The sequence below is a fragment of the Citrobacter sp. Cf132 genome (genome assembly GCF_030333885.1).
GTDB lineage: Bacteria > Pseudomonadota > Gammaproteobacteria > Enterobacterales > Enterobacteriaceae > Citrobacter > Citrobacter freundii.
Genome location: NZ_JAOWFA010000070.1, coordinates 157,455 through 176,516 on the forward strand (window position 1 = coordinate 157,455; position 19,062 = coordinate 176,516).

Sequence of the window (19,062 nt, forward strand, 5' to 3'; positions counted from 1 at the left end):
CATCGAGGGAGTATTTTAATAAAATGTTCGTACACGAACAAAATTGAGGGCTAAATGAGACTGATTGTAGGAATGACCGGGGCGACCGGCGCACCGCTTGGTGTGTCGCTATTGCTGGCGCTGCGGGAAATGCCGGGGGTAGAAACCCATCTGGTGCTGTCAAAGTGGGCCAAAACCACCATTGAACTGGAGACGCCGTACAGCGTCCGTGATGTGTCGGCGTTGGCCGATTATTGCCACAACCCGGCGGACCAGTCGGCGACCATATCCTCAGGATCGTTTCGTACTGACGGCATGATCATTATCCCCTGCAGTATGAAAACGCTGGCCGGTATTCGAGCAGGCTACGCGGAAGGACTAGTGGGGCGCGCTGCTGATGTGGTGCTGAAAGAAGGGCGCAAGCTGGTTCTGGTTCCGCGTGAAATGCCGCTCAGCACTATTCATCTGGAAAACATGCTCGCACTTTCCCGCATGGGCGTGGCGATGGTCCCGCCGATGCCCGCGTTTTACAACCACCCGCAAACGGTCGATGACATCACTCAGCATATCGTTGCGCGTGTGCTCGATCAGTTTGGTCTGGAGCATCCAAACGCCCGTCGCTGGCAGGGTTTACGGCAGGCGCAAAATTTTTCACAGGAGAATGAATAATGGCATTTGATGATTTGCGCAGCTTTTTACAAGCGCTGGACGACCAGGGACAATTGCTGAAAATCAGTGAAGAAGTCAACGCTGAGCCGGATCTGGCTGCGGCGGCTAACGCGACCGGACGTATTGGTGATGGTGCGCCAGCGCTGTGGTTTGACAATATTCGTGGTTTTACCGACGCCCGCGTGGTGATGAATACCATCGGCTCATGGCAGAATCATGCCATTTCATTAGGCCTGCCGCCCAATACGCCGGTGAAAAAACAAATTGATGAGTTTATTCGCCGTTGGGATAAATTTCCGGTTACACCGGAGCGTCGTGCCAACCCGGCGTGGGCTGAAAACTGTGTTGATGGTGAGGAGATCAACCTGTTTGATATACTGCCGCTGTTTCGTCTGAACGATGGTGACGGCGGTTTCTATCTTGATAAAGCCTGCGTGGTGTCGCGCGATCCGTTGGATCCGGACAACTTCGGCAAACAGAACGTCGGCATTTATCGTATGGAAGTGAAGGGCAAACGCAAGCTTGGCCTGCAGCCCGTGCCGATGCATGATATCGCGCTGCATCTGCATAAAGCTGAAGAGCGCGGTGAAGATCTGCCGATTGCCATCACGCTGGGTAACGATCCGATTATTACCCTGATGGGGGCCACGCCGCTGAAGTACGATCAGTCGGAATACGAAATGGCGGGAGCGCTGCGTGAAAGCCCGTACCCGATCGCTACCGCACCGCTCACCGGCTTTGACGTGCCTTGGGGTTCGGAAGTGATCCTCGAAGGGGTCATTGAAAGCCGTAAGCGTGAAATCGAAGGGCCGTTTGGCGAGTTTACCGGGCACTATTCCGGTGGACGTAATATGACGGTCGTACGTATCGATAAAGTCTCTTATCGCACCAAACCGATTTTTGAATCGCTATATCTGGGGATGCCGTGGACGGAGATTGACTACCTGATGGGGCCGGCAACCTGCGTACCGCTGTATCAACAGCTGAAAGCCGAGTTCCCGGAAGTGCAGGCGGTGAATGCCATGTACACCCACGGTTTGCTGGCGATTATCTCCACCAAAAAACGCTACGGCGGCTTTGCCCGCGCGGTGGGGCTGCGCGCAATGACGACGCCGCATGGCCTGGGTTACGTGAAAATGGTGATTATGGTTGATGAGGATGTTGACCCGTTCAACCTGCCGCAGGTGATGTGGGCGTTGTCTTCGAAGGTCAATCCGGCGGGCGATCTGGTGCAACTGCCGAATATGTCGGTGCTGGAGCTTGATCCGGGTTCCAGTCCGGCGGGGATTACCGACAAGTTAATTATTGATGCCACCACGCCGGTCGCGCCGGATAACCGTGGGCACTACAGCCAGCCGGTATGTGATTTACCGGAAACGAAAGCCTGGGCAGAAAAACTGACCGCCATGCTGGCCAACCGTAAATAAGGAGTAGCAGATGATTTGTCCACGTTGTGCCGATGAACATATTGAAGTGATGGCAAACTCGCCGGTAAAAGATGTCTGGACGGTATATCAGTGCCAGCATTGTCTGTACACCTGGCGTAATACCGAACCGCTACGTCGTACCAGCCGCGAGCACTACCCGCAAGCGTTTCGGATGACGCAAAAAGATATCGATGATGCGCCAATGGTGCCGAGTATTCCACCGCTGCTGGCGGAAGGTAAGCGCTAATACTGAAGGCCCGGGATTCCGGGTCTTTTTTGCGAGCAGACTCGTAACGTATTGATAAATTGATTTGTTACAGCGGCATCGGGAATAGAATAGCTGCGGGTGCTTGAGGCTTTCTGGGCTTTGAGCATTGGCAAGGTCCCGGAAAGACAAAAGCCCCAGGAGATAGTTCTATCAACCTGAGGCTAGCGTACAAACCTGAACAATTTGGATGTTAGTCTCTTCTTTGCAGGGAGGCAAGACATGCTGACAAAATATGCCCTTGTGGCAATTGTAGTGCTGTGTTTCACGGCGCTGGGATTCACGTTAATGGTGCGAGATTCGTTGTGCGAGTTAAGTATTAAAGAACGTGGTATGGAGTTTAAAGCTGTTCTCGCTTACGAACCGAAGAAGTAGCAACAACGCGGGGGAAACCCCGCGTCCTGATGGTCCGGTTTCGTCCTCTTGCACCCATTCTCGCGTTGCCGTAGGCCCGATAAGCAAAGCGCCATCGGGCACTTTCATACTACACCAGACTCTTCAACCGGTAGATCCATTCCAGCGCCTGGCGAGGCGTTAGTGAATCCGGGTCGAGGTTTTCCAGCGCTTCAACGGCGGGCGAGGTTTCTTCAGGCACTGAAAGCAGCGACATCTGTGTACCATCGACCTGGGTCGCGGCAACGTTTGGCGCAATGCTTTCCAGTTCGCGCAGTTTTTGCCTCGCGCGTTTAATAACCTCTTTCGGCACGCCTGCCAGGGCAGCTACTGCCAGACCATAGCTCTTGCTCGCCGCACCATCCTGTACGCTGTGCATGAAGGCGATGGTATCGCCGTGCTCTAACGCATCCAGATGCACATTCGCGACGCCCTCCATTTTTTCCGGTAACTGAGTCAGTTCGAAGTAGTGGGTGGCAAACAACGTTAATGCTTTGATTTTATTGGCCAGATTTTCCGCGCACGCCCATGCCAGCGACAGGCCGTCGTAGGTGGAGGTGCCGCGTCCAATCTCATCCATCAGTACCAGGCTGTTCTCGGTGGCGTTATGCAGAATGTTGGCGGTTTCGGTCATTTCTACCATAAAGGTAGAACGACCGGATGCCAGATCATCCGCCGCGCCCACGCGGGTAAAGATCCGATCGATCGGGCCTATTTCCACTTTCTGCGCCGGAACGTAGCTGCCGATGTAGGCCAACAGCGCAATCAACGCGGTCTGGCGCATATAGGTACTTTTACCCCCCATATTCGGACCGGTGATGATCAGCATCCGTCGCTGAGGCGAGAGGTTAAGCGGGTTGGCGATAAACGGCTCGGTTAGCACCTGTTCAACCACCGGATGACGTCCCTCAGTAATACGAATGCCGGGTTTATCGGTGAAGTTCGGGCAGGTGTAATTCAGGGTATAAGCGCGTTCTGCAAGGTTGACCAGTACGTCCAGCTCTGCCAGCGCGCTGGCGCTCTGTTGCAAATCAGCCAGATGCGGCAACAGCATGTCGAACAGCTCATCGTACAGCTGTTTTTCCAGCGCCAGTGCTTTACCTTTTGACGTCAGAACTTTGTCTTCATACTCTTTCAGTTCCGGAATAATGTAGCGTTCGGCGTTTTTTAGCGTCTGGCGACGCACATAGTTAATCGGCGCCAGATGGCTCTGCCCGCGACTGATCTGAATGTAGTAGCCATGAACGGCGTTAAACCCAACCTTCAGCGTATCCAGACCGGTGCGCTCGCGCTCACGGATTTCCAGTCTGTCCAGATAGTCAGTTGCGCCATCGGCCAGCGCTCGCCACTCGTCCAGTTCTTCGTTATAGCCCGGGGCGATGACGCCACCGTCGCGAACCAGCACTGGCGGAGCTTCCACAACGGCGCGTTCCAGCAGTTCACGCAGCTCTGCAAACTCACCCATTTTCTCGCGCAGCATCTGCACGGGGGCACTGTCTACACTTTCCAGGTGCGCGCGCAGTTCCGGTAATTGCTGGAAGGCATGACGCATACGGGCCAGATCGCGCGGACGCGCAGTACGCAGGGCCAAACGCGCCAGGATACGTTCCAGATCGCCGACCTGACGCAGCACGGGTTGCAATTCGCTGGTGGCATCCTGCAGCGCGCCGATGGTTTGTTGGCGCTCGATGAGGACTTTGGTGTCACGGATCGGCATATGCAGCCAGCGCTTGAGCATACGGCTGCCCATCGGCGTCACGGTGCAGTCGAGTACTGAAGCCAGTGTGTTTTCAACGCCGCCCGCCAGGTTCTGGGTAATTTCCAGATTGCGGCGCGTGGCGGCATCCATAATGATGCTGTCCTGTTGACGTTCCATGGTGATGGAACGAATATGCGGCAGCGAGGTACGCTGGGTATCTTTTACGTATTGCAGCAGACAGCCAGCAGCACATAATCCGCGCGGGGCGTTTTCCACGCCAAAACCAATCAGATCCCGCGTGCCAAACTGCAAGTTTAGCTGCTGGCGAGCAGTATCGATTTCAAATTCCCATAGTGGACGACGACGTAATCCGCGACGCCCCTCAATCAGTGAGGTTTCAGCGAAATCTTCGGCATACAGCAGTTCAGCGGGATTGGTGCGCTGCAATTCTGCGGCCATGGTCTCGCGGTCGGCCGGTTCGCTGACGCGAAAACGCCCGGAGCTGATATCCAGCGTGGCGTAGCCGTAGCCTTTACTGTCTTGCCAGATGGCAGCCAGCAGGTTGTCCTGGCGTTCTTGCAACAGCGCTTCATCACTGATGGTGCCAGGCGTTACAATGCGTATCACTTTGCGCTCAACCGGACCTTTACTGGTTGCCGGATCGCCAATCTGCTCACAAATAGCGACAGATTCACCCTGATTAACCAGCTTGGCGAGGTAGTTCTCGACCGCATGGTGAGGAATGCCCGCCATCGGGATTGGCTCGCCAGCAGATGCACCGCGTTTCGTCAGGGAGATATCAAGTAGCTGAGATGCGCGTTTCGCATCGTCATAAAACAGTTCGTAAAAGTCGCCCATGCGGTAAAAAAGCAGTATTTCCGGATGCTGAGCCTTCAGCTTGAGATACTGCTGCATCATGGGGGTGTGCGAGTCTAAATTTTCTATTATACTCATCGGCTTGTGATGTCCATTCTCTTAATTTTTAATGAGTTAGTGGTTTTTATGGTTATCATTATGTTTCACGTTGTCTCATCGAATATCATGAAATCCTACATTTAAATGTAGGTTAAAGTGTAGCTTGCCAACCTATAGCTTGGTAAAATATGGGCACATACAGCACAACCTATATTTATGTTCATGACTGCATAAGGTGCATGATAACGGAGTCTTTATGGCAGGAAAACAAGAGGGAAAGCCACTTTCGTTTAAAGGGGTAGAAATGATGAAGCCAGGCGATAAAGATAAGGCTGATGTAGGCGAAAATCGTGGCTTACGTGTCTCCTGTGGTGCAACTGGTGTTAAGTCTTTTTTCTACCGTTACACAAGTCCTCTGACTGGCAAACTTGCTCAGGTTAAAATTGGTAACTTCCCGCAGACTTCTCTCGCCGCTGCACGTCTTAAACTTCATGAATTAAAGCTCCTCCGGCAGGAAGGTCGGTGCCCTGCGTCAGAGCTTAAGCAAGATAAGCTCCAGCGTGCGATTGAAGCTGAACAGGCTAAGATCCCTGAATTGACCGTACAGGGATTAGTTGAACTGTATCTTACTGAACGTATTGAGGATCGTAAAACGAAGGACGGGAAGGTCATTCCCGGTGCCAGAAAACCGAAAGGACAGGCTGAGGTTCGTCGTACTCTCTATGGTGACGCTGTTAAAAGTTTAGGAACCCGGAATGCTGCTGAGATAACGCGCCAGGATGTTATTAATTTAATCAATGGCATTGTAGCTCGGGGCGCAACCGTACAGGCAGGGAATGTACTGAGAGAACTTTCACTCGCATATGAATTTGCAATTGGACTTGGGCGCTTTGATGACAGTTTTGCGAATCCAGCGCTGTTAGCAAAATCTAGCTTACGACAGACCAGAATCAAGCTCACAAATGGACGTGGAACACGAGTACTGAGTGAGGACGAGCTTGCAAAATTCCTTAAATGGCTACCGGGTTCGGCTTACACGCCAACGATCAAAAACGTGTTACGTCTGACTCTCTGGACCGGGTGTCGTACCGGTGAAGTCTGCAATATGGCATGGAAGGATGTTGATCTTGAAAAAGGCACCATTCATCTTAGAGAAACCAAGACTGGAGTAGAGCGTTACGTTCAGTTATCGGATCAAGCGATCGACTTTCTCAAGGTTCTACGCCTTACCTCTGACAAATATCTATTCCCTTCACAAGCCACTAAAAAGCCAATCCAGCAGAAGTATCTAACTGAAAACTCATGGCGTTTACGTGAAAGCGGTCAAATGCTTGATATACCTCATTGGACGCCGCATGATCTGCGTCGTACAGTACGAACGGGCTTATCTCGTTTGCAGTGTCCAAATGAGGTGGCTGAGGCCGTATTGGGGCATACACGAGGCGGTGTTGAAGGGATTTATAATCTGTATAAGTATGATGCTGAGTGTAGGAAGTGGTTGCAGGTGTGGGCGGATTATTTAGATACTTTAACGTAATTTGCCAATTAGATGTCCAATCATTTTGTTACATCAAAGTTGTGCTTAATTTTTATTTTATAAGGATAATATGGATATTTTTTCTGGAGAATCAATTCTTTCCCAAGTCCCTGATGTCAATCATTGGTTAGCTTCTTACGGCTTGAATTCAACTACATCAAGATATAGCAGATATATCTCTTATATTGATGCTTTTTTTGAGTCGAAAGATCCCACCTCATCTGATGGAAGAGACAAATTTGATTTATTAACCAAGTCGTATGCAGAAATTATAGAAATAGTCAGCGTTAAAAAAGCGTTTGAACATGAAAGAAGCCCCGGATTTATTGAGCGTTTAAGTAAGGTTGTTTCTGGAGTTGATCATGTTGGTATTAAAGAACCCAGTGAGCCAAGGAATTTTCTCTACGAATTACTTATGGCTGCCCGGCTAAAAAATGCTGGCTTTATTATTGATTTTGACCAAGGAACTGATGTTGTCGCATATGGATTTGGTCGTGCTATTTTCGTTGAATGTAAACGCACAACATCAATAAGAGGGTTCGAATCTAATTTCATTAAAGGTGGAAAGCAATTAGAGAGAAAGTTTAAGAGTACGAAACTTCCCCATTTTATGATTCGGGGATTTATTGCTATCGATGTTTTACCATATGTATTGAAAGATATTCCTAAATTTGAAATAGATAATGAAATGGAAGCTCGCATTTGTGCCAGGATAGTGATGGAACGTTTTAAGCAAGATGCAAGTAGGCATATTAATAAGTATATATCACGTTATGAAAATGTTAGTGCAGGGGTGGTGATAATGGCGATGATACCTGTTTGGTTGCGTGATGTTATATTACTTCATGTTAATGAAATAGCTCATGTAATTCCTCCATCAACTAACACAGAAGATGTAGGTGAAGTCATATTTTTAGCCGAGAAGTTAAGCTATCCGCTACTTCCTGATTTTTAGTGTGAGTTAAAAGTTGATAGATCAAAAGTGTGTTTTTTTAGATTATATACTTGGATCCAAGCAGTGCTAAGGTTATTTCCTTAGCTCACTCATAACTAAATAGATATTTAGCTAGGGGGGACGATCAAACGTTAGCTCCTAGCTCATAACGGACGAACTGAGATATTTGTGCCCTGTAGAAGAGCACATCGACAGATAAAATTTCGACTGATACGGGGTTCGCTAACTGATGCCAGACAGGGCCACTCAGTTCTTTTTCCCGGCCAGCATATCAATCATCATGGGATAAATCTTTTCGCACTTCATGCCCGGATTCTGTACTGCGAAACTCCACCCCTCGTCCATCGCCGCAGCAACCTCTGTTGTTGAGGCTATGGGCCAATCGCTCACGGTGTCGTAGACTTTACTGATAGCCTTGTTCTTATCCATGCCGGTGTGTTGCTGCTGGCACATTCTGACCATTACTTCTGCGGCCTGAGCAGGCTGGCTTGCCGGGTAAGCAGCCAGCGCCGGGGCGGATGTCGTTGTGATGAGCAGTGCGGTAATAATATGCTTCTTTATTGTGTTACCCTTCATTGAACCTGAATGCCCTGAACCGGGCTATTGTCCCATGTCATCGGTCGGTCTTCCGGAATTGCCGGGGCACTGTTAGTGGCCGGTTTATCAACAACAGGTTTCGCGCTGGCGGGAAGGTCATCTGGTGAAATAACTCGGGTTATCACACCCATCTTCTCACCAACAGCGGAGTTCATCTGATCGCAGAGGGTTTTTATCTGGAGCCGGATACCGCTCTGGTTTATTCCTTCGCTTTTGAATTGCTGCTCAAGAATAAAGCGGTCCTGAAGGGAATGGTAATAGTTAATATTGTCCTTCGTTAATATCATGATGTTGCCGGTATTATCCTGATAGCGATTGCTGCGGATAAGTTTATCCAGTGCGGTTAAAGCCTCATCGCCAGTGTAACCATACTGGTGGCAGGTATTCAGGGTGGCATAAGCCTCATACAGCCCCTGCAAATTTTCTGCGGGGAGTGTTTTTGCCCCGGCACAACCTGAAAATGCCAGAAGCAACATAGCAGCGGTTTTCCTCATTTTAGGTAGTCTCCTTTCATTGACGTTTCATCATCCGTCATGCGCGTTACAGTTAACGGATGCGGATATTTCTGGTGATTTTTCCATGTGTCAACGGGCTGCGTTTTTCCACAAAGAAATACGCGACATTGAACGCGGATTTGCGATGGTTGCCCCGGCCCAGAGAAGGCCAGCTCCTGAAGGACTCAATTTGTTCTTCGGTATAGGGTGTGTCAGAAAAATCGAACAGTACAAGCAGGGCTTTGCCGTCATACTTCATCAGTTTCTTCACCTCCGTGCTGTTGACGGAGGCTGACAGCGCAGAACGGGCAGCTCCCGGCTTACGGACGGCGAACTCTACAGCCACATCGTCAATGACGAAATCAATGTAGCCATGTCCGGACAAACTGCCCGGTAGTTTTCCCCTAACCTCAGGTGAGAGGCTGTCAGCAAACCAGCCCAGTAGGTAGCAACGCACCAGCGGTAATAGCTCCCGCTCATTGCATTCGTTAAGGCGCAGGGTTTTGACAAATGCTTTCCGGTAAAGGGAACTAAAAAGGTACTCAAAGCATTCCGTTACTTCAGTAATAGTGGTCGCCACTCTATGCTCCCTTCAGCTTTCCTTTTTGACAGACCTGCCTGCGTAGCGCTCAGGCCAGATAGTTTCGGGCGTGGTATCCAGTGCCTCAGCAATAATCTTTTCTGCCCGTGGATAGTGGCGCTCAAAAGCGTTACTCAGTGTCCTTGAGGCCAGCCCGTGATGCCGGGAGAGAGCAGACAGGGAAAGTCCCCGCTTGTGCAGGGCGGCGACAATATCAGCCCGGTGCCAGTTAACAGCACTTCCCTTACTTCGCTTTTTTTGCGAATCTGTTGAGTTACTCAATGTATTCACTCCGGGTTGTTAGTACTGGAGATATTAAAAGCGAACAAAGGGAAGTTATCAAGTTCCTTTTGTGGTTATTTGCGCTCATTTAACTAACGCTTTGATAAGAGGTGAAATTTTTATGGGCAGTGAACAGATGACTGACCCCTGCGTTACCGGAATGACGGAGAGTGGGGAGTGGCTTACAGCAGAGCAGTTTGCCGGAATGGAAGGGATGCCGGGCACAGCGAAAGGGGCGCGACTACGTCTGGAAAAGCTCACTGCTCTGCACCCGGAAATCCGCCGCAAACGCACCAGTGGGAAGGGGTTTCTGTACCATATCAGCGCGGCAGGGATGGCACTGAAAAGTGAGCGGGATGCGACAGATACCTCAGCAGACGAGCAGCTCAACCTCTGGATACAGCTGTTTCGCACAATGAAACCGGCCTCCAGGGATAAACTTTTGCAGCAGGCTCTGGCTCAGGTTGCGAGGGACCTGACTAAAGGAGACGTTAACCAGTAACAAGTGATAGATACTCTGGTTGCGCTGGATAAGTGATAATAGGAATCATTTGCTTTAACAGTTTGATTTTGCTATAATTAATACAGTGGCAGTCATTGCGTACTCAGCCACTGTATTAACCCATCCTGGCTTGTTCACAGCCATCACTTTTCCTGGAATAGCAACAATGACACTTCCCCGAGACGTTCATGCGTCCCGTCAGGGCCAGCATGACTACTTATGTGGCATCTACAGCTTGATTAACACCCTCAGTTACCTTTATGACGGCAGAGTACGGCGAGAAAAATTAATGTACCGCCTGCTTAGCAGCTATAAGCGACGATGGGATTTATTTGATCTCCTGACGCTCGGTCTGGACGAGGAACAAATGGACCACCTGATTGGTGATGTTCTCCTGAAAGGGCATTACGCCCGGCATTATCCCCTGAATTTTCATACCCCCTTCCGTTACCGCTCCCTGCGCAGCCGACAGATACTCAGCGACATCAGCGACTGGCTGGCGTTGCCGGAGAACCAGGCGCAGCGCGTGGTGATTCTGGGCACATCCTGGCACTGGTCTGTGGTAGTCCGTACCGATGCTACCCGGCTGTTCCTGTTTGACAGCTTGGGAATACGCAGCCAGCGCAGGGATACGTTCTCCGTACAGCCGGAGCTGAAGCGCCACACGCTGCTGCCGGACGCCATCTATTTCGTCGAACGTGAGTTCTGACCCCTGCAGAAGGAGACTGACCATGACTTTTACCGCCTGCGACCAGAGCGGTTTTTACCGGACCACCGGGCCGGTGTCCCGCGAGGATATTATCCGCTTTGCCCATACGCTGCTCTCCCGCCGGTTTCGCAATCGCCGAAAAATTACGTCCTCTAATGATGTTCACCAGTGGCTGGTGCTGAAGCTGGCAGAGGACACCCGGGAGAGCTTCGGAATGATACTGCTCTCGCAGCAGCACCATCTTCTGGGCTACCACATCCTGTTCACCGGGACGCTGAACCAGACCATGGTTTACCCCCGCGAAATTGTCGCTCTGGCGCTGACGCATCATGCAGCCGCAGTGATACTGGTCCATAACCACCCAAGCGGTGAGCCTGAGCCGAGCCAGGCCGATAAACTCATTACCCAAAAAATTACCGATGCGCTTTCACTCCTTGATATCCGCGTCGTGGACCACCTTATTGTGGGTGGTGACGATGCTTACTCCTTTGCAGAACACGGCCTGCTCTGAGTGACCTGGTTTAATACACATTAACCACGGTAATCCACGTTCGCCTTATCCCTTCATTTTTAAACTGTAAATACTGAGGTTTTAACCATGAACATCAATGCCGTTATTCAGCCGGCAGGCTTTGTGCTGCCTGTCAGTCTGCAGCTGTTCGACATGCTGATGGTAGAAGCAGGCGAAAAAACCGCTAGTAAACATCGCATTACCGCCGTTACGCTCAATTTCCGGGACCCGAACTACAGCGCGGAGCGGGGCGGCTATCACCCGGTGGAAATTCGGCTGGTTCACCAGGGGGATGAATGGTGCCTGGACTACGCCACCGATTTTGGCTATGTCGGCAACGCTTACCCCGAGCTTGAGAAAATCATCGATATCAGTTGGTCGCAGGGCTACGTCTGGCACTGCCGTACAGGGGATTTGTCCCCGTCTGAGGCGCGGGCGCTCTACACCCTGTGGGAGCGCAACTTCCTGAGCTATCACGCCAGTGGGGTCTACATCACCCGAGTGCTGTGGGAAAGCTGAACTACTGACCTGAGCTGCCGGGCGCACCGGTAAACATCCGTTCTCCCTTCTGGCGGGCGGGTTTCCATAAGCGCGGCTCGGGTTGCCGTTCATGTTCGCGCCCTCTTTTCAATACCATTCACATTACCCACGAGAATACTGTCATGAAAAAACAACCTGTCTCACTGGCTCGGGAGACATCGTGCTGCCTGTCGCCTGCTGATGTCTGGCGTACCCTGCTGACTCACCTGCTGGCACAGCACTATGGGCTTGCCCTCAACGATACGCCGTTTGGTGAGGAAGGCACCATTCAGGCGCATATTGACGCTGGTGTTACCATGATGGAAGCCCTGAATACCGTCGTTGAGAAGTATGATCTGGTACGTACAGATCGGGACAGTGTGGGCCTTCACCCTGGCTCCTCATTGATTACTGCTATTGATGTTCTCCGGGCGCGAAAAGCCACCGGGCTCCTGAAGCGGGGAGCATATCAGTTCGTGAGCCACATCACGCAGGGGCGCAGGCCCGCCCCGGACAGTGCAGTAACCGCCGGGCCCTCCGCGCCGTTACCATTGCTACCATCGGACACATTCACCCGACAGGACGCGGTGTCCATTATGGCGGTGTATGACTGTGTGGCTATTGAGGATGACCAGCATACCCATTTCCGTCTGGCAATACGCGATGCTGAAGGTCAGCTTATCTGGCGGGCCTGGAACTTTGAGTCCGGAGCCGGGCAGGGGCTTAACCACTATCTGCAACGTTATGGTGTGAAAAAATGACCACACAGGGCTGAATGGCATCCCCAGATGAATTGACTGCTTCCCCGGTCTGCATGGCCGGGATACTCCATTTTTAAGTATTGAGGATGATGTTATGACCTCGAACCGCAAGGGCAGGCGTGCGGAAACTGTGCGCCAACAAAACGTCCCCACCATCAACCCGGCACAGCTTTGGCTGGCAGGTCTGACGCGCGCCGGGCGCAAGGGGATGCAAAGCCAGCTTCGGCGCTGTGCCGGTATCCTGCTTCCGGGCTCGGATACCGACAGCTACCCCTGGCAGATGCTGAACTACACGGGGATGATGCAGATCCGTGCGCACATGCTGGATGCTGGCTATGCTGTCGCGACTGTCAACATGGCACTGTCGGCGCTGAAATCGGTTGCCTTTAGCGCGTTCAGTATGGGTCTGATGGATGCTGACACGCTTGCGCGCATACGCAACGTCAGGCGGGTCAGTGGTGACGGTTGTAGGCTGGGGCGTGCGCTGGCCCGCCATGAAATCCGGTCAATGCTGGCGGCGGCAGCGACGTTCTCCACTGTGCGCTGTCAGCGCGAACGGGCCATTTTGTTGCTTCTGTGTGGTGCCGGGCTGCGAGCGGGTGAGCTGGTTGCCCTGAATGCGGAGGATATTGACGTTGCCGCAGGGATTGTCTGGGTCAGGGAGGGAAAAGGGCGCAAAAGTCGTGAAATTCACCTTGCCGCGAAGGTATGCACGCAGCTGCGCCGTTGGCTGAAGTGCCGTGGAGACCATGAAGGGCCGTTGTTCAGTCGTATCAGCCGGGCAGACCGGCCAGGGCCACACAGGCTTACCACGACTGGATTGACGGGGCTGTTGGCACAGCTACGCGAAGCCGCTGGCGTGGACTATTTCACCCCGCACGACCTCAGACGAACGTTCATCACACAGTTGCTGGAGCAGGGAACCGACCTCAACGTGGTACGCCAGCTTGCGGGGCATGCCGATATCGCCACAACCACCCGATATGACTACAGGGGCCGGGGTACGCAGGACAGAGCCTCCAGGGCTTTCTGTTGCTGGTAAATCTTCATGGGGTGGGGGATGGCCTTCGTCACCTGCTGATTAAATTCACCAGAGGGTCCCGGAGATATTTTTGATGCCCCAAAGGCACGTCCAGGGCGGGCTCAGTGCTATGGGGAGGCCGGGAAAGTACGACCAACTCACCACCCCTGCTGAATGACACTATCGTACTTCGCGGCGCGGAGAGTATAACTTGGTAGCTGAGTATTTCTCAGAGCGATTAAAGTAGTTGTCTGTATGCATGTAGCGTCGGGAAACCATGAAACTAAACTCTGAATTCATTTAGCTGAATTTGCAGGCAACTACGCCGAAGGACTGTCTGCCCGCTCTGTGCCATCCAGCTTTTCCATTGTTTGGATTACCCAGCGAAAATCATTTATTTTTTCAGTCGTTTCCTTGCTCCATGTTTTGCCCGTTACTGCTGTTTTTTTCTTCTCTATATCCACTGGCGATGGATATTTTTTACAAAATTTGAGCATGATATCCTTCAGTTCACACTTTTCCTTCAACTCATGAAATTTCAGATAGAGTTCTTTCAGCAGTTTCGCTTCTTTCGATACAGGTTCATATAAGTAGTCGATGTAGACCATGTTGATCATGTTATCCAGCGCCTGGCGATATACTTTTCCTCTTCCTTTCTTCAGCATTGAATAATCGTCGTCGTCAAGCCAGTTAGCGATCTCCAGTAAACGCTCCTGGCTGTCTTCATGCAGGTTGATTTCAAACCGCTTTCCATATTTCTCCTCCAGCCCTTTGCGGCTTTTCTGCTTAGGCGTCCTGGGCTCCGCCTTAGCCATATTTTCTTCGTTTTTTCCCATAACTCATACCTCATTTCGGATTGCCACTATCAGAGATCTTTTTGGACCGTCATAAATCAATGACGGTCATTCTACTCCAAAGAATGACCGTCCAAAAGTGGGCCGCGAACACTTTGACCGGCGATCGCCATGAATAATCGGCCGAAATCAACTTTGTAAAGGGAGGGCTGGCCGCCCACTGGGGGTGGATAGATGGAGTTAAAAATATGAATAACTGCAGGCTGCTCGATATCAAGACTGTGCTCGGGATGTACCCAGTATCACGCGCAACGTTATATCGCCAGATCAAGGCGGGGCTCTTTCCGGAGCCTGTACGCATCGGTGCCCGTCGGGTGGCATGGCGTATGGAGGATATCCACGCGCATATCAGTGGGCTGCCCAATGTTGAGCTGGCTGAAGCAGCTCGTCTGTAAGCCTCATATAGCCCCTCGTACAGGGGTTCATTCACCATAGTCAGTAGCACCTCTACGGATAGCTACTGACATGAATTGCCGTGAGGCTAAGGGAACTGGCGATGATTACAGTTAATCGTGAGCGTGTGGACAATCTCTCCGGGTCTGTATACCTGGGGCGAAATACTGACGGCAATAGGTGCTATGGGCGAATTGATAAACTCGCCTGGGTAATGGATTTGTCTGATGATAGCGAGAATGCAGTGCTGAGTGGGCGTCTGGCTGGGCTGAGAGCGGGAGGGAACTATATCGTGCGGTGCCGCCCTGCCGGTAAAGGGGAGTGTTCTGGCCTCTATCGATCCGTGGTGGAGATCCGTCTCAAGAGTAAATCCAGTCATCATCCGCTGATGCTGGTCATTTACTTTGCGCCGACGAATACGGTGCGGGGCTCAGTGCGTATGGAAATGAGTCCTCAGCACTATTCAGCAGAGCAGATCACAGGACTGTTCATCTGGCTTGGGCGTAAGGGACGTCTGGGGAAGTACCTGTACAGGGGCTTGCGCCAGGCATGGGTGACGTCCATTCACTACGCACTGGATGTAAAGGGAATGAAACTTCATGACTACCTGATTGGTCTGGCAAAGGTTCATGATGGTGAGTTTTACGATTTGCATGGTGAACAGGAAGGGTTGCGTCTGGGCTCTGCCACGCTGGTAGCCTCTGTCTACGCCAAGGTCCATTCTCCGTCGTTGAGCGTGGAGGAGCGCTATGCATCTCCAAAGATTACGCTGGAGGAGGCGCAATTCGAGCGTTTTTTACGTCTGGAACTCCGCCTGCAGCCGGGGCGCCAGCAATTGAAGCTAAGTCAGATGACGAGTATGACCTGTCTGGTCAGCAGGCTGATGTTCTGGCGTCGGGAGGTACTCCAGGATCGTCGGCTGGATCCGGATTTTGCGCAGCGGCTGGCGTTGATGTCAGTACCACGTGCACGGGCCACGTTTGAGCCCGCGAGGAGTCTGAATGGCCACAGAGTCAGTGCAACCCCAAAGGCTGCCAGGAAACGCGTGGACAAGGTCATGGCTAATTACCGGGCGGCATTGTTTGATTCTGCGGCTATCTGGGACCAGTTACCGGTCATTCTCGCAAAACTCGGGCTTCTCGCGCAGCCTCAGTACTGGATTTACCGTAATCGCGTGAAGTGGCGAGGGAGCCGCTGAAGATAAGCCAGAAGCATATTAGAGGGGGTGTGATGCCACCCTCGTCTGTGGCGACCAAAAAAATGGCTCCCCCTGATATGTTCTGTGAGGCACGCCTCATCACAGCTGAACAGGGGGTGTGGCTATAGTATGGTGTATACAGTACATACCAGTACCAGTCTGTTCCCCCTCTGGAACCCTCAATGAGATTGCGACAAGTCACAAGGCATTGTTTTGAGGAAAATTCAGATCCTGAGATAGCCCCCCAAAAAATGCAGCCAGCCTGAGTCACATCACTCTGCGCAACCGTAATTCACTGTGCAAATGTACAGCCTGTAAACAGGCAGCATGTTCATAAAACGGAGCACAGTGAAATGAAAGGTAAGCGTACAGCGTGAACCGTCTGGTCATAATCCGAAGCATCCGACAAAGTGGTGTCCACCAAATAAGTAGTGGGAACCAAAGTGTCAGATATGCAGAAAAATGTGACTCCCGGCAGGCGAAAAGGCTGCCCTAATTATTCTCCTGAGTTTAAGCAACAACTCGTTGCTGCCTCCTGCGAACCAGGAACATCCATCTCAAAACTGGCGCTTGAAAATGGCATTAACGCCAATCTGCTGTTCAAATGGCGCCAACAATGGCGCGAGGGAAAGCTGCTATTACCTTCTTCAGAGAACCCGCAGCTACTTCCTGTGACTCTCGATGCCGCTGACGTACAGCCAGAGCCGCCCACTGAGAGCCCGGAAGCCCTCAGTATCAGCTGTGAGATAACGTTCCGGCACGGGACGCTCCGCCTCAACGGCACTGTCAGCGAAAAGTTCCTGGCTCTGCTGATACAGGAGCTGAAGCGATGATCCCGTTACCAACAGGTACCAAAATCTGGCTGGTTGCCGGTACCACTGATATGAGAAATGGCTTCAACGGTCTTGCCGCAAAAGTACAGACGGCGCTGAAAGACGATCCGATGTCCGGCCACGTCTTCATCTTCCGGGGTCGCAGCGGCAACCAGGTCAAACTGCTGTGGTCCACCGGCGACGGGCTGTGCCTGCTGACCAAACGGCTGGAGCGTGGTCGCTTCGCCTGGCCCTCTGCCCGTGATGGCAAAGTGTTCCTGACCCCGGCCCAGCTGGCGATGCTGATGGAAGGCATCGACTGGCGACAACCTAAACGGTTGCTGACATCTCTGACCATGTTGTAGGCCTCTTTATCCTGGTTGTTGCTGAATAAGCCTGGTAAAATACGGGCTTATGAACGACACCTCTTCTGACGAAATCCTTCTGCTGAAACAGCGGCTTGCCGAACAGGAAGCGCTGAACCGCGCCCTGCTGGAAAAGCTGGCCGACCGTGAGCGCGAAATAGACCACCTGCAGGCGCAGCTGGATAAACTCCGCCGGATGAACTTCGGCAGCCGTTCCGAAAAAGTATCCCGTCGTATCGCACAGATGGAAGCTGACCTGAAGGTGCTTCAGAAAGAAAGCGATACGCTGACCGGTCGTGTGGATGACCCGGAAGTGCAGCGCTCGCTGCGTCAGACCCGCACCCGCAGACCGTTCCCCGAATCACTCCCGCGTGATGAAAAGCGTATGCTTCCGGCAGAATCCTGTTGCCCGGAGTGCGGTGGTTCGCTGAGTTACCTGGGTGAAGATGCCGCCGAACAGCTGGAGCTGATGCGCAGCGCCTTCCGGGTTATCCGGACAGTACGTGAAAAACATGCCTGTACTCAGTGCGATGCGATCGTGCAGGCAGCGGCGCCTTCACGGCCCATTGAGCGGGGTATCGCCGGCCCGGGGTTGCTGGCCCGCGTGCTGACCTCAAAGTATGCAGAGCACACACCACTGTACCGCCAGTCTGAAATATACGGCCGCCAGGGCGTGGAACTGAGTCGCTCACTGCTGTCGGGCTGGGTGGATGCATGCTGCCGGCTACTGTCGCCGCTGGAAGAGGCGCTTCAGGACTATGTCCTGATGGGTGGCAAACTCCACGCCGATGACACGCCCGTCCCGGTACTGTTACCAGGTAATAAAAAGACGAAGACCGGGCGGTTGTGGACGTACGTTCGCGACGACCGCAACGCCGGGTCAGCGCTGGCGCCGGCCGTGTGGTTCGCTTACAGCCCGGACAGAAAAGGCATCCATCCGCAGAGCCATCTTGCGGGCTTCAGCGGTGTTCTGCAGGCGGATGCGTACGCCGGGTTCAACGAGCTGTACCGCAATGGACAGATAACTGAAGCAGCCTGCTGGGCTCACGCCCGCCGCAAGATCCATGATGTGCACGTTCGTACTCCATCAGTGCTGACGGAGGAAGCCCTGAAACGGATAGGCGAACTGTATGCTATCGAGGCTGAAATACGGGGAATGCCGGCAGAGCAGCGTCTTGGTGAGCGTCAGCAGAAAGCTAAACCGCGACTGAAATCCCTGGAAAGCTGGCTGCGTGAAAAGATGAAAACGCTGTCGCGACACTCAGAGCTGGCGAAGGCGTTCGCGTACGCACTGAACCAGTGGCCAGCACTGACGTACTATGCAGACGATGGCTGGGCTGAAGCCGATAACAATATCGCTGAAAATGCGCTGCGGACGGTCAGCCTGGGCCGCAAAAACTTCTTGTTCTTCGGCTCTGACCACGGTGGTGAGCGCGGAGCACTGCTGTACAGCCTGATCGGGACGTGCAAACTGAACGGCGTGGAGCCAGAGAGGTATCTCTGTCATGTGCTCAACGTCATAGCTGACTGGCCGGTCAATCAGGTCAGCGAACTGTTACCCTGGCGAATAACCCTGCCAACTGAATAACCCGTTCCCGTCAATACGGTTCTCGCTGTACGCTTAC

Annotated in this window: 23 protein-coding genes and 1 pseudogene; 18 read left to right on the plus strand and 6 right to left on the minus strand. The window is 52.4% G+C overall.

Annotation, left to right across the window (positions count from 1 at the left end):
• Nucleotides 1-54 precede the first annotated feature (54 nt).
• From OGV85_RS20500 to OGV85_RS20515, 4 genes are all read left to right on the plus strand, one after another.
• Nucleotides 55-648 carry a non-oxidative hydroxyarylic acid decarboxylases subunit B gene (locus OGV85_RS20500; protein ID WP_003034196.1) on the plus strand — a complete coding sequence of 198 codons (594 nt, stop codon included), beginning with the start codon at nt 55-57 and terminating at the stop codon, nt 646-648.
• Entirely contained in the window at nt 648-2,075 is a 1,428-nt protein-coding gene (locus tag OGV85_RS20505) for a non-oxidative hydroxyarylic acid decarboxylases subunit C (protein ID WP_049015124.1), read from the plus strand. The genes OGV85_RS20500 and OGV85_RS20505 overlap by 1 nt, the downstream gene beginning before the upstream one ends.
• Nucleotides 2,076-2,085: 10 nt before the next feature.
• Nucleotides 2,086-2,322, plus strand: coding sequence for a non-oxidative hydroxyarylic acid decarboxylases subunit D (locus OGV85_RS20510; RefSeq protein ID WP_061547648.1), 237 nt, complete (start codon nt 2,086-2,088; stop codon nt 2,320-2,322).
• Nucleotides 2,323-2,562: 240 nt separating this feature from the next.
• The gene (locus tag OGV85_RS20515) at nt 2,563-2,715 is read left to right on the plus strand and encodes a Hok/Gef family protein (protein ID WP_003034202.1); all 153 of its coding nucleotides are present in this window, start codon (nt 2,563-2,565) and stop codon (nt 2,713-2,715) included.
• Nucleotides 2,716-2,824: 109 nt separating this feature from the next.
• On the opposite strand, the gene mutS is transcribed toward OGV85_RS20515, so the two are convergent.
• Nucleotides 2,825-5,386: a DNA mismatch repair protein MutS gene (gene mutS, locus OGV85_RS20520; protein ID WP_286553914.1), complete on the minus strand. Its 2,562-nt coding sequence runs from the start codon at nt 5,384-5,386 to the stop codon at nt 2,825-2,827.
• A 217-nt stretch (nt 5,387-5,603) separates the two neighbouring features.
• Here mutS and OGV85_RS20525 point away from each other — a divergent pair, with 217 nt between their 5' ends.
• Both OGV85_RS20525 and OGV85_RS20530 read left to right on the plus strand, forming a co-directional pair.
• On the plus strand, nt 5,604-6,884 hold the full coding sequence (locus tag OGV85_RS20525; protein ID WP_058690196.1) for a tyrosine-type recombinase/integrase: 1,281 nt from the start codon (nt 5,604-5,606) through the stop codon (nt 6,882-6,884).
• A 70-nt stretch (nt 6,885-6,954) separates the two neighbouring features.
• Complete coding sequence (locus tag OGV85_RS20530) at nt 6,955-7,839, plus strand: hypothetical protein (protein WP_286553917.1); 885 nt, start codon at nt 6,955-6,957, stop codon at nt 7,837-7,839.
• 246 nt (nt 7,840-8,085) lie between these two features.
• On the opposite strand, the gene OGV85_RS20535 is transcribed toward OGV85_RS20530, so the two are convergent.
• From OGV85_RS20535 to OGV85_RS20550, 4 genes are read right to left on the minus strand one after another with little or no spacing between them, the layout of a single operon-like run.
• Nucleotides 8,086-8,415, minus strand: a complete 330-nt coding sequence (locus tag OGV85_RS20535) for a hypothetical protein (RefSeq protein WP_215412817.1) — start codon at nt 8,413-8,415, stop codon at nt 8,086-8,088.
• Nucleotides 8,412-8,930 carry a hypothetical protein gene (locus OGV85_RS20540; RefSeq protein WP_058691039.1) on the minus strand — a complete coding sequence of 173 codons (519 nt, stop codon included), beginning with the start codon at nt 8,928-8,930 and terminating at the stop codon, nt 8,412-8,414. The genes OGV85_RS20535 and OGV85_RS20540 overlap by 4 nt, the downstream gene beginning before the upstream one ends.
• A gap of 52 nt (nt 8,931-8,982) precedes the next feature.
• Nucleotides 8,983-9,510 (minus strand): hypothetical protein, encoded by a 528-nt coding sequence (locus OGV85_RS20545; RefSeq protein WP_058691038.1) that lies wholly within the window; start codon nt 9,508-9,510, stop codon nt 8,983-8,985.
• 12 nt (nt 9,511-9,522) lie between these two features.
• Nucleotides 9,523-9,792 (minus strand): helix-turn-helix domain-containing protein, encoded by a 270-nt coding sequence (locus OGV85_RS20550; protein WP_071886589.1) that lies wholly within the window; start codon nt 9,790-9,792, stop codon nt 9,523-9,525.
• Between the two features lie 121 nt (nt 9,793-9,913).
• Between OGV85_RS20550 and OGV85_RS20555 the strand changes: the two genes are divergently transcribed.
• The 7 genes and pseudogenes from OGV85_RS20555 to OGV85_RS20585 all read left to right on the plus strand — a co-directional run bounded on the left by OGV85_RS20555 (nt 9,914) and on the right by OGV85_RS20585 (nt 13,836).
• The gene (locus OGV85_RS20555; RefSeq protein WP_058691037.1) at nt 9,914-10,294 is read left to right on the plus strand and encodes a hypothetical protein; all 381 of its coding nucleotides are present in this window, start codon (nt 9,914-9,916) and stop codon (nt 10,292-10,294) included.
• A 166-nt stretch (nt 10,295-10,460) separates the two neighbouring features.
• Nucleotides 10,461-11,003 (plus strand): hypothetical protein, encoded by a 543-nt coding sequence (locus OGV85_RS20560; protein ID WP_058691036.1) that lies wholly within the window; start codon nt 10,461-10,463, stop codon nt 11,001-11,003.
• Nucleotides 11,004-11,025: 22 nt separating this feature from the next.
• A complete protein-coding gene (locus tag OGV85_RS20565; protein WP_058691035.1) occupies nt 11,026-11,514 on the plus strand; it encodes a JAB domain-containing protein in 489 nt (162 codons plus the stop codon).
• An 87-nt stretch (nt 11,515-11,601) separates the two neighbouring features.
• Nucleotides 11,602-12,033, plus strand: a complete 432-nt coding sequence (locus tag OGV85_RS20570; protein ID WP_058691034.1) for a DUF2787 family protein — start codon at nt 11,602-11,604, stop codon at nt 12,031-12,033.
• 143 nt (nt 12,034-12,176) lie between these two features.
• Nucleotides 12,177-12,539 (plus strand): annotated as a pseudogene (locus tag OGV85_RS20575) (TA system toxin CbtA family protein); the annotation flags it as partial.
• A gap of 45 nt (nt 12,540-12,584) precedes the next feature.
• Nucleotides 12,585-12,794 (plus strand): DUF905 family protein, encoded by a 210-nt coding sequence (locus OGV85_RS20580; protein ID WP_250104754.1) that lies wholly within the window; start codon nt 12,585-12,587, stop codon nt 12,792-12,794.
• A 94-nt stretch (nt 12,795-12,888) separates the two neighbouring features.
• Nucleotides 12,889-13,836 (plus strand): tyrosine-type recombinase/integrase, encoded by a 948-nt coding sequence (locus OGV85_RS20585; protein WP_080454204.1) that lies wholly within the window; start codon nt 12,889-12,891, stop codon nt 13,834-13,836.
• Between the two features lie 299 nt (nt 13,837-14,135).
• Here OGV85_RS20585 and OGV85_RS20590 read toward each other — a convergent pair whose 3' ends face one another.
• Complete coding sequence (locus OGV85_RS20590) at nt 14,136-14,651, minus strand: hypothetical protein (protein ID WP_058691032.1); 516 nt, start codon at nt 14,649-14,651, stop codon at nt 14,136-14,138.
• A gap of 206 nt (nt 14,652-14,857) precedes the next feature.
• Between OGV85_RS20590 and OGV85_RS20595 the strand changes: the two genes are divergently transcribed.
• From OGV85_RS20595 to tnpC, 5 genes are all read left to right on the plus strand, one after another.
• Nucleotides 14,858-15,064: a helix-turn-helix transcriptional regulator gene (locus tag OGV85_RS20595; RefSeq protein ID WP_058691031.1), complete on the plus strand. Its 207-nt coding sequence runs from the start codon at nt 14,858-14,860 to the stop codon at nt 15,062-15,064.
• Between the two features lie 101 nt (nt 15,065-15,165).
• Entirely contained in the window at nt 15,166-16,260 is a 1,095-nt protein-coding gene (locus tag OGV85_RS20600) for a hypothetical protein (protein ID WP_058691030.1), read from the plus strand.
• 452 nt (nt 16,261-16,712) lie between these two features.
• Entirely contained in the window at nt 16,713-17,093 is a 381-nt protein-coding gene (gene tnpA, locus OGV85_RS20605) for an IS66-like element accessory protein TnpA (RefSeq protein WP_032939119.1), read from the plus strand.
• Nucleotides 17,090-17,437 carry an IS66 family insertion sequence element accessory protein TnpB gene (tnpB, locus tag OGV85_RS20610; protein WP_003843771.1) on the plus strand — a complete coding sequence of 116 codons (348 nt, stop codon included), beginning with the start codon at nt 17,090-17,092 and terminating at the stop codon, nt 17,435-17,437. Before tnpA ends, tnpB begins: the two co-directional genes overlap by 4 nt.
• A 49-nt stretch (nt 17,438-17,486) precedes the next feature.
• A complete protein-coding gene (gene tnpC, locus OGV85_RS20615) occupies nt 17,487-19,025 on the plus strand; it encodes an IS66 family transposase (protein WP_003843773.1) in 1,539 nt (512 codons plus the stop codon).
• Nucleotides 19,026-19,062 lie beyond the last annotated feature (37 nt).

Excerpts from the sequence above, each read along its gene's own strand:
- OGV85_RS20555 (WP_058691037.1), top strand. The coding sequence starts at position 9,914 with ATGGGCAGTGAACAGATGACTGACCCCTGCGTTACCGGAATGACGGAG.
- OGV85_RS20500 (WP_003034196.1), top strand. The coding sequence starts at position 55 with ATGAGACTGATTGTAGGAATGACCGGGGCGACCGGCGCACCGCTTGGT.
- OGV85_RS20540 (WP_058691039.1), bottom strand. The coding sequence starts at position 8,930 with ATGAGGAAAACCGCTGCTATGTTGCTTCTGGCATTTTCAGGTTGTGCC.
- OGV85_RS20525 (WP_058690196.1), top strand. The coding sequence starts at position 5,604 with ATGGCAGGAAAACAAGAGGGAAAGCCACTTTCGTTTAAAGGGGTAGAA.
- OGV85_RS20560 (WP_058691036.1), top strand. The coding sequence starts at position 10,461 with ATGACACTTCCCCGAGACGTTCATGCGTCCCGTCAGGGCCAGCATGAC.
- OGV85_RS20565 (WP_058691035.1), top strand. The coding sequence starts at position 11,026 with ATGACTTTTACCGCCTGCGACCAGAGCGGTTTTTACCGGACCACCGGG.
- OGV85_RS20510 (WP_061547648.1), top strand. The coding sequence starts at position 2,086 with ATGATTTGTCCACGTTGTGCCGATGAACATATTGAAGTGATGGCAAAC.
- tnpB (WP_003843771.1), top strand. The coding sequence starts at position 17,090 with ATGATCCCGTTACCAACAGGTACCAAAATCTGGCTGGTTGCCGGTACC.
- OGV85_RS20530 (WP_286553917.1), top strand. The coding sequence starts at position 6,955 with ATGGATATTTTTTCTGGAGAATCAATTCTTTCCCAAGTCCCTGATGTC.
- OGV85_RS20595 (WP_058691031.1), top strand. The coding sequence starts at position 14,858 with ATGAATAACTGCAGGCTGCTCGATATCAAGACTGTGCTCGGGATGTAC.
- mutS (WP_286553914.1), bottom strand. The coding sequence starts at position 5,386 with ATGAGTATAATAGAAAATTTAGACTCGCACACCCCCATGATGCAGCAG.
- OGV85_RS20590 (WP_058691032.1), bottom strand. The coding sequence starts at position 14,651 with ATGGGAAAAAACGAAGAAAATATGGCTAAGGCGGAGCCCAGGACGCCT.
- OGV85_RS20570 (WP_058691034.1), top strand. The coding sequence starts at position 11,602 with ATGAACATCAATGCCGTTATTCAGCCGGCAGGCTTTGTGCTGCCTGTC.
- tnpC (WP_003843773.1), top strand. The coding sequence starts at position 17,487 with ATGAACGACACCTCTTCTGACGAAATCCTTCTGCTGAAACAGCGGCTT.
- OGV85_RS20535 (WP_215412817.1), bottom strand. The coding sequence starts at position 8,415 with ATGAAGGGTAACACAATAAAGAAGCATATTATTACCGCACTGCTCATC.
- OGV85_RS20585 (WP_080454204.1), top strand. The coding sequence starts at position 12,889 with ATGACCTCGAACCGCAAGGGCAGGCGTGCGGAAACTGTGCGCCAACAA.
- OGV85_RS20600 (WP_058691030.1), top strand. The coding sequence starts at position 15,166 with ATGATTACAGTTAATCGTGAGCGTGTGGACAATCTCTCCGGGTCTGTA.
- tnpA (WP_032939119.1), top strand. The coding sequence starts at position 16,713 with ATGCAGAAAAATGTGACTCCCGGCAGGCGAAAAGGCTGCCCTAATTAT.
- OGV85_RS20505 (WP_049015124.1), top strand. The coding sequence starts at position 648 with ATGGCATTTGATGATTTGCGCAGCTTTTTACAAGCGCTGGACGACCAG.
- OGV85_RS20515 (WP_003034202.1), top strand. The coding sequence starts at position 2,563 with ATGCTGACAAAATATGCCCTTGTGGCAATTGTAGTGCTGTGTTTCACG.